Origin of the sequence: Streptomyces griseus, assembly GCF_001715295.1 — a bacterium.
GTDB lineage: Bacteria > Actinomycetota > Actinomycetes > Streptomycetales > Streptomycetaceae > Streptomyces > Streptomyces griseus_G.
Genome location: NZ_MDKB01000006.1, coordinates 169,886 through 178,467, shown reverse-complemented (window position 1 = coordinate 178,467; position 8,582 = coordinate 169,886). Strand labels below are relative to the sequence as shown.

Here is an 8,582-nt window from a genome sequence, read left to right as displayed (position 1 = left end):
CCGTCCTCCTGGGGTCCGTTCCCCCGGGGCTCGTCTCCTTGGGTCCCGTCCTCCTGGGGTCCGTTCCCCCGGGGCTCGTCTCCTTGGGGTCCGTCCCCCCGACGCCCGTCCCCCTGGGACCCGCCCCCCTCTGCGTGCTGTTCCTGCCCGGGGTGCTCTTCGGGCACCTGTGCGTGCGCGCGGAGCCGCCGGTCCAGGGCCATGGACAGTTCCGCGTCCAGCACCGCGTGCGCCAGCGTCCGCAGGTGGCCGTCGGCCGCGCTCGCGGTGTGGTCGCTCAGGGTGCGGACGAAGAGATCGGCCAAAGCGTCGGCGTGCTCGCGGACCAGCCGGCCGGAGGAGAGCACCGCGGAGAGCGGCACCCCTTCCCGGACGAGTTCGGCCGAGACCTCCAGCAGACGTCGGCTGATGTGGACGATCTCGTCGCCGTCGGTGCCGAGGTAGCCGAGGTCCAGGGCGGCGGCGAGGTTCTCCGCCGTGGCCTGGTCCCCGAAGTAGTCGGCGAGCTGCTCGGGGGTCAGCCGGACCGGTACCTCCTCGGTCGGTTCGCCCAGGCCCAGCACCTCGGCGACGTCCCGGCCGCTGTCGAAGGTCGTGGCGAGGTCGGCGATACCGTTGAGGGTGTGCCCGCGCTCCAGCAGGCCCGTGATGGTGCGCAGCCGGGCCAGGTGGTGGTCGTCGTACCAGGCGATGCGGCCCTCGCGGCGGGGCGGCTGGATCAGTCCGCGCTCGCGGTAGAAGCGCAGGGTGCGCACGGTTATCCCGGCCTCCCGGGCCAGCTCCTCCATGCGGTATTCGCGGTGCTCGCGTCCGTCAGCCACACCCGCAGCCTATGTTGTACCGCCGGTAACTTTCTTTGTCCGGCCCCCTACCCATCAGTACGGAGCTGCTCTACCCTCCCAACCATGCCAGTGATTGCTGGCAGAGTCGTGTGACGTACCGCGGGGAGGCGGCAGCATGTCCCAGCACGAGCACGTACGAGTGGCGGTGATCGGAACCGGATTCGGGGGCCTCGGCGCCGCGGTCCGGCTGCGCCGCGAGGGGATCACCGACTTCCTGGTCCTGGAGCGGGCCGGGTCCGTCGGTGGCACCTGGCGCGACAACAGCTATCCGGGCTGCGCCTGCGACGTGCCGTCCCACCTGTACTCGTTCTCGTTCGCCCCCAACCCCGACTGGCCCCGCACCTTCTCCGGGCAGGAGCACATCCGCGCCTACCTGGAGAACGTGGCCGACACCTTCGGACTGCGCCCGCACCTCAGGCTCGACCACGAGGTCACCGTCATGCGCTGGGACAACGACGAACTGCACTGGGTGATCGAGTGCGCGAACGGCACGACCGTGGTCGCCGATGTCGTCGTGTCCGCGACCGGCCCGCTCTCCGACCCGAAACTGCCCGACATCCCCGGGCTCGCCGACTTCCCCGGCAAGGTCTTCCACTCCGCCCGCTGGGACCACGACTACGACCTGCGCGGCAAGCGGGTCGCCGTCGTCGGTACCGGCGCCTCCGCCATCCAGATCGTGCCGGAGGTGCAGCGCCGGGCGGCCAGGCTCACGTTGTTCCAGCGGACGCCGCCGTGGGTGATGCCCCGCATGGACCGCGCCATCAGCGGCGTCGAGAAATGGCTGCACCGCGCGCTCCCGTTCACCGGTACGGCCCGCCGCGGACTGCTCTGGGGCATCCGTGAACTGCAGGTGGGCGCCTTCACCAAGCACCCCGACCAGCTGGGTCTCGTCGAGTCGATAGCCAAGGCGAACATGGCGCGCGCGATCAAGGACCCTGAGCTGCGGGCCAAGCTGACCCCCTCGTACCGCATCGGCTGCAAGCGCATCCTGCTCTCCAGCGCCTACTACCCGGCGCTCGCACAGCCGAACGTGGACGTGGTCGCCTCCGGTCTGTCCGAGGTGCGGGGCTCCACGGTGGTCGCCGCGGACGGCACGGAGGCGGAGGCCGACGTGATCATCCTCGGTACCGGATTCCATGTGACGGACATGCCGATCGCGGAGCGGGTCGTCGGCGCGGAGGGCGTCACGCTCGCCGAGTCCTGGAAGGACGGCATGCAGGCGCTGCGCGGAGCGACGGCCGCCGGCTTCCCGAACTGGATGACCATCATCGGCCCCAACACGGGGCTCGGGAACTCCTCCATGATCCTCATGATCGAGTCGCAGCTGAACTACATGGCCGACTACCTGCGCCAGTTGGACGTGCTGGGCGGACGGGCCGCGCTCGGGGCGCGGACCTCGGCCGTCGGGGTGTGGAACCGGCGTGTCCAGCAGCGGATGAAGCGGACCGTGTGGAACACGGGCGGCTGCACCAGCTGGTACCTGGACGCCGCCGGGCGCAACACGACCGTCTGGCCCGGCACGACGGCCGAGTTCCGCAGAGCCACGCGGACGGTCGACCTCGGGGAGTACGAGGTGATCCGGCCCCCGGCCACCTGCGGCCGGGCGCAGGTTCTCACCGAGGAGGCCGCACGATGAGCCGGCACCTGCGCCAGGTGGACGCCCCGCCCGTCCCCGTACGGGAACTGACCGTCACCTCGGCCGACGGCGCGCGCGTCCACGTCGAGCTGTACGGACCCGAGGACGCCCCGGCCGTGGTGCTGGCACACGGCTGGACCTGCAGCACCCGCTTCTGGGCCGACCAGATACGGGACCTGGCGGCCGACCACCGGGTCGTCGTCTACGACCAGCGGGGGCATGGCCGTTCGCCGGAGGCGGGCCCGGGTGGATACAGCACGGACGCGCTGGCCGACGACCTGGAGGCGGTGCTCAGGGCCACGCTCGAGCCCGGGCGCAAGGCCGTGCTCGCCGGGCACTCCATGGGCGGGATGACGGTGATGGCGGCCGCCGGGCGGGCCGCCGTGCGCGAGCACGGGGCGGCCGTGCTGCTGTGCAGCACGGGGAGCTCCCGGCTGACCGCCGAATCGCTGGTGCTGCCGATACGGGCCGGCGCCTTCCGAACCCGGCTGACCCGGGCGGTCCTCGCCGCGCGGGCCCCGCTGGGGCCGGTCACGGGCGCCTCGAAGGCGGTCCTCAAGTACGCGACGATGGGACGAGGTTCCGCCCCGGAACGGGTCGACGCCTGTGCCAGGATCGTGCACGCGTGTCCCCGCAGGGCCCGCGTTGCCTGGGGGCACGTGCTCGCCGAGCTCGACGTCGAGGCGGGCATACAGGAGCTGCGGCTCCCTACCGCGGTGATCGCGGGCACGGAGGACCGGCTGACGCCGCCCGTGCACGCGCGGGCCATAGAGGCGGCGCTGCCGCAGAGCCTCGGCCTCACGGAGCTGGTGGGTATGGGTCACATGACGCCGGTCGAGGCGCCCGAGGTGGTCACGGCGAAACTACGGGAACTGGTCGCCCTGTACGTCACTGTGGACGGTGCGGCACAGGCCGTGAGCGAGGAGGAGGTCGCATGAGCGGCAGGCGGAGTCTGGACGGACAGGTCGTCGTCGTCACGGGCGCGGCGCGCGGTGTCGGCGAATTGCTGGCGCGCAAGCTCTCCGCGCGGGGTGCGAAGCTCGCACTGGTGGGACTGGAACCGGACGAACTGAAGAAGGTCGCGGAGCGGCTGCACGGGGAGAGCGGCCACTGGTTCGCGGACGTCACCGACCATGTGGCCATGGCGGAGGTCGCCCGCGAGGTGAAGGAACGCTTCGGGAAGATCGACACCGTGGTCGCCAACGCCGGTGTCGCCACGGGCGGCCCGCTCGTGGACTCCGATCCGGAGGCGTGGCGGCGGGTCATCGAGGTGAACCTCATCGGTGGGGCGGTCACGGGCCGGGCGTTCCTGCCCGTCCTCATGGAGAGCCGCGGCTACTTCCTCCAGATAGCGTCGCTGGCCGCGATCACCCCCGCGCCGATGATGACCGCGTACTGCGCGTCCAAGTCGGGCGTGGAGGCGTTCGCGCACAGCCTGCGGGCCGAGGTCGGTTACCGGGGGGTGAAGGTCGGGGTCGGCTATCTGTCGTGGACCGACACCGACATGGTGCGCGGCGCCGACGAGGACGACGTCATGCGGGAGTTGAGGCAGCGGCTGCCGTGGCCGACGAACCGTACGTACCCGCTGGGACCGGCGGTGGACCGCATCGTGGCCGGGATCGAACGGCGGTCCACGCATGTGTACGCCCAGTGGTGGCTGCGCGGGATGCAGTCGATACGGGGATACCTGCCGATGGTGATCGGGTCCGTCGGACAGCGGGAGATGAGGCGGTTCGGGCCGCGGCTCGACGGCGTGAGCAAGGGGCTCGTGGGGGCCGGCGGCAAGGCGGACCGAGAGGCGCGGGCTCAGCACCATTGATCGAAATGCGACGCATGTCCGTATGTGTAAGTCTGGGCGAGGTCCTTACGGGGGCCGCCCCCACGCACCCACATAGGAGTGAACAGCATGGGCCTCGCAGACCAGTTCAAGGACAAGGCGCAGCAGCTTGCCGACCAGGCCAAGCAGAAGAAGCAGGGCGGCAAGCAGGAGGGGGCGCGGGAGCGCTCCTCGTCCCCCTCCTCCGGCGCTGCCGACCGGGCCGCCGACAAGGCTTCGGGCCGTGCGTCCGGGATGCAGGACAGCGCGCAGGACGCGGCCGACCGGACGCGTGAGCGTTTCGACCGCTGACGCGGCGGGGTGGGGCGGCGTTCGACGCGGTGGTGCGTCTGCGTTGCGTGAGGGGCGCATCCGGCTTCTGCCGGGTGCGCCCCTTCTTGTGCGGGGTGGGCCGGGGGCCGCGGGGAAGTTGCGCGGGCCGGGCCGAGGGCGGTGCCGGGGTGGGGTCGGGCCGCTGCGCGGGGCCTGTTCCCCTACCCGCCCCTTCCCGAAGCGGGGGCTCTGCCCCCCGGCCCCCGGTCCTCAAGCGCCGGACGGGCTGGCAAGAGTTGCCGTCGGGCGTGGGGCATGGGGCGTGGGGGTGGGGCGGTGCGGCCCCCGGTCCTCAAGCGCCGGACGGGCTAGGACGGGTTGCCGTCGGGCGTGGGGCATGGGGCGTGGGGGTGGGGCGGTGCGGCCCCCGGTCCTCAAGCGCCGGACGGGCTGGGACGGATTGCCGTCGGGCGTGGGCGGGGTGGAGGGTGTCCGGTCCTCGAGCATCGGACGGGCTGGACGGGTTGCCGTCGGGCGCCGGGCGGGCTGGAAGGGTTCCGGTTCTGGAGCGCCGGGCGGGCTGGAAGGGTTGCCGGGAGGGGGGAGGCCGGCCCGCTGTGTTCACCTCGGGGGGAGTGGGGGCCTCCGCAGGGTCGGGGCCGTGGCGTAGGTGGGGGGTGTTGCCGCCGGGTGGCCGGCGAGGAGGTCCAGGGCGAGGCGGACCGCGTCGTCCAGGACCGCGTGGCGGCCCTCCGCCCAGTCCAGGGGGGTGCGCAAGGCCTCCAGGTCCGGTTCCACACCGTGGTTCTCGACGGACCAGCCGTACGTGTCGAACCAGGCCGCGTTCATCGGCACCGTGATCACCGTGCCGTCGCCGAGGCGGTGGCGGCCGGTCATGCCGACCACCCCGCCCCAGGTGCGCTGGCCCACCACGGGGCCGAGCTTCAGCAGCCGGAAGGCGGCGGTGATCATGTCGCCGTCGGAGGACGTGGCCTCGTCGGCCAGGGCCACCACCGGGCCCCGGGGCGCGTTGGACGCGTACGACACCGCTTGGGCGTTGCGGGTCAGGTCCCAGCCGAGGATCGTGCGCGTGAGCTTCTCGATGACCAGCTCGCTGATGTGGCCCCCGGCGTTGCCGCGTACGTCCACGATCAGTGCGGGGCGCGACACCTCCAGGCGCAGGTCGCGGTTGAACTGCGCCCATCCGGAACCGCCCATGTCGGGGATGTGCAGGTACCCGCACCTGCCGTCGCTCAGCTCCCGTACGACTTCGCGGCGTTTGGCCACCCAGTCCTGGTAGCGCAGAGGGCGTTCGTCGACCAGGGGGACGACCGCGATGCGGCGGGAGCGGCCTCCGCACTCGCCCCCGGGGGGACGGAAGGTGAGCTCGACCGTGGTGCCGCCGGCTGCCGCGAGCAGCGGGTAGGGGCCCGCCACCGGGTCGACCGGCCGGCCGTCGACATGGGTGAGGACCGAGCCCGCCCGGATGCCCGTGCCGGCGAGCGGGGAACGGGCCTTGGAGTCCGAGGAGTCGCCCGGCAGGATGCGCCGTACCGTCCAGTCGCCGTCCCGGCACACGAGGTTGGCGCCCAGCAGGCCGATCGCCCGCTGGTAGTGCGGGGGCCCCTCGTTGCGGCGGGCGGGGGAGACGTAGGCGTGGGAGGTGCCCAGTTCGCCCAGGACCTCGCGCAGGAGGTCGGCGAACTCGTCGGGTGTGGCGACCCGTTCGACGAGCGGCCGGTACTGGTCCAGGACGCCGTCCCAGTCGATGCCGCACATGTCCGGCTCCCAGAAGTAGGAGCGGATGATGCGTCCCGCCTCCCCGTACGCCTGCCGCCACTCGGCCGCCGGGTCGACGTCGTGCAGGATGCGGCGCAGGTCGAGGAAGACCGTCGAGTCGCTGTCACCGGGCTCGCCGGACGGGACGGCCCGCAGTTCGCCGTCGTCCATGACGACCAGCCGCGATCCGTCGCCGCTGACCGCGAACCAGTCGAGGTGGCCTACGAGTTCGGTCTTGCGGGCCTTGGTGATGGTGAAGTGCTCCAGGGTGGGCCGGCCCGACATGTCCGCGGGGTTGGCGAACGTCTCGCCCAGGGCGCCGGAGATCGGCCAGCGCAGCCAGACCAGCCCGCCGCCGCTGACCGGGTGCAGCGCCGAGTACTTCGACGCGGAGACCGGGAAGGGTGTCACGCGGCTCTCCAGGCCCTCGAACTCCACGGTCACCGTGGTGCCCTCGGGGGGCGCGCCCTCGGCGACGTCCACCGGGTCGAGCCCGCCTGCTGCCGGACGGCCGTCCGGCAGCAGGGCGAAGGGGGACGGGGTCGCGGAGGAGAGCGGGACCAGGTACGGACGGCAGCCGAGCGGGAAGGAGAGGTCACCGGTGTGGACGTCGTACACCGGGTCGAAGCCGCGCCAGGAGAGGAAGGCGAGGTAGCGGCCGTCCCCGGTGAAGACGGGGTTCTCGTCCTCGAAGCGGCCGTTGGTCACGTCCACGGTCACCGGGGCGTCGGGCCCGGTGATCCTGGCCAGCTTGATCTGCCGGAGCGACCGGCCGACGCCCGGGTGCGACCAGGTCAGCCAGGCGCCGTCGGGGGAGAACGCCAGATCCCGGACCGGGCCGTTGGTGGAGCGGATGAGCTCGGTGACCTCGCACTCCGGGGAGGTGCGGGGCGGCTGGGCGTCCACCTGTCCGGCGGTCTCGTCCAGGAGCGCCACCGTCGCCTCCGCGTCTTCCTCCTCCGCCGTGTCGAGCAGCAGGAGACGGCCGTCGTTCGAGGCGATGGCCAGCCGCTCGCCCTGCGGGTCCGAGATCATCTCGTGAACCCGGCCCAGGCGTCCGGAGGCCAGCCGGCGGGGCCGGCGGTCGCCGCTGGCCCGGGGGAGGTGGGCGATCTCGACGGCGTCGTCGCCGTCCGCGTCGGTGACGTACGCGATCCGGCCGCTGCTGCCGAGCATCTCCGGCAGCCGGACCCGCACCCCCGGGGAGTCGTGGATCGTGCGGGCGGGGCCGTCCCGGTGCGTGAGCCAGTACAGGCTGCCCCGCACGGAGACGGCACTGGCCCGGCCCGTCTCGTCCACGGACAGCGAGTCGACGTGGCTCGCGGCCGGCACCTGGTACGTACGCCGTCCCGCCCGCGGCCCGCCGAGCCGGACCTCCAGCTTCCGCGGTCCGGCATCCGGCGACTCCAGGTCGTCGACCAGCCAGAGGTCGCCCGCGCACTGGTAGACGACCCGGCTCCCGTCGCTGGAGGCGTGCCGGGCGTAGAACGCGTCGTGGTCGGTGTGGCGGCGCAGGTCGGTGCCGTCCGTCCGGCACGAGTACAGGTTGCCGACCCCCTCGTGGTCCGAGAGGAAGGCGATCCGCCGGCCGACGAACATCGGCGCGTCCAGGTGCCCGCCGATGTCCGGGAGCAGCCGCTCGCCGTGCAGCCAGAGCCGCCCGGTCGCCCCGCCCCGGTACCGCTTCCAGGCCGCCGGCTCGTGCGGCGGCTTGCCGGTGAGCAGCAGGGTGCGCCGCTCCCCGTCGATGTCGGCGACGGCGATGTCGGAGACGGGGCCCCAGGGGAGTTTTCCGCCGGGGCCGCCGTCGGTGGGGACGCTGTAGGCCCACGAGAAGTAGGAGAACGGCTGGTTGTGCGAGGACACGGCAAGGATCTGGGAGGCGTCGCCGGGGTCGGGGCTCCAGCCGCAGACCCGGGCATCGGTCGAACCCCAGTACGTGAGTCTGCGGGCGGGGCCGCCCGCGACGGGGGCCAGGTGGATCTCGGGGTCGAGCGTGCGCCAGGTCGTGTAGGCGATGCGGCTGCCGTCGGGCGAGAAGCGTGGATGACTGACCCTGGTCCGGTCGACGGTCACCCGCCACGCCCGGCCGGGCCGCTGCCCCGCCGGGGCGAGGGGGGAGACCCAGAGGTCGTCCTCGGCCGCGAAACAGAGCAGATCCTGGTGGAGGTGCGGGAAGCGGAGATACGCGACGTCGTCACTCACCCTCCCATGCTTTCCGCGCGGAGGGCCCGGG

5 protein-coding genes and 1 pseudogene are annotated in these 8,582 nt (G+C 72.8%); 4 read left to right on the top strand and 2 right to left on the bottom strand.

The features are described from left to right. Window positions 1-179: 179 nt before the first annotated feature. Window positions 180-788, bottom strand: a pseudogene (locus BA175_RS28475) (MerR family transcriptional regulator); the annotation flags it as partial. A gap of 169 nt (window positions 789-957) precedes the next feature. Between BA175_RS28475 and BA175_RS28470 the strand changes: the two are divergent. The 4 genes from BA175_RS28470 (at window position 958) to BA175_RS28455 (ending at window position 4,606) form a co-directional block, all read left to right on the top strand. Beyond that, window positions 958-2,478, top strand: coding sequence for a flavin-containing monooxygenase (locus BA175_RS28470; RefSeq protein WP_069174450.1), 1,521 nt, complete (start codon window positions 958-960; stop codon window positions 2,476-2,478). Further along, a complete protein-coding gene (locus BA175_RS28465; protein ID WP_069174449.1) occupies window positions 2,475-3,416 on the top strand; it encodes an alpha/beta fold hydrolase in 942 nt (313 codons plus the stop codon). Before BA175_RS28470 ends, BA175_RS28465 begins: the two co-directional genes overlap by 4 nt. Next, window positions 3,413-4,297 (top strand): SDR family oxidoreductase, encoded by an 885-nt coding sequence (locus BA175_RS28460; protein ID WP_069174448.1) that lies wholly within the window; start codon window positions 3,413-3,415, stop codon window positions 4,295-4,297. The genes BA175_RS28465 and BA175_RS28460 overlap by 4 nt, the downstream gene beginning before the upstream one ends. 87 nt (window positions 4,298-4,384) lie before the next feature. Then, entirely contained in the window at window positions 4,385-4,606 is a 222-nt protein-coding gene (locus BA175_RS28455; protein WP_069174447.1) for a hypothetical protein, read from the top strand. A gap of 582 nt (window positions 4,607-5,188) precedes the next feature. Here the strand turns inward: BA175_RS28455 and BA175_RS28450 are convergent. Continuing rightward, window positions 5,189-8,551: a S41 family peptidase gene (locus tag BA175_RS28450; protein WP_069174446.1), complete on the bottom strand. Its 3,363-nt coding sequence runs from the start codon at window positions 8,549-8,551 to the stop codon at window positions 5,189-5,191. Between the last annotated feature and the right edge of the window lie 31 nt (window positions 8,552-8,582).

Coding starts and splice junctions, on each gene's coding strand:
- BA175_RS28455 (WP_069174447.1), top strand. CDS start 4,385: ATGGGCCTCGCAGACCAGTTCAAGGACAAGGCGCAGCAGCTTGCCGAC.
- BA175_RS28470 (WP_069174450.1), top strand. CDS start 958: ATGTCCCAGCACGAGCACGTACGAGTGGCGGTGATCGGAACCGGATTC.
- BA175_RS28460 (WP_069174448.1), top strand. CDS start 3,413: ATGAGCGGCAGGCGGAGTCTGGACGGACAGGTCGTCGTCGTCACGGGC.
- BA175_RS28465 (WP_069174449.1), top strand. CDS start 2,475: ATGAGCCGGCACCTGCGCCAGGTGGACGCCCCGCCCGTCCCCGTACGG.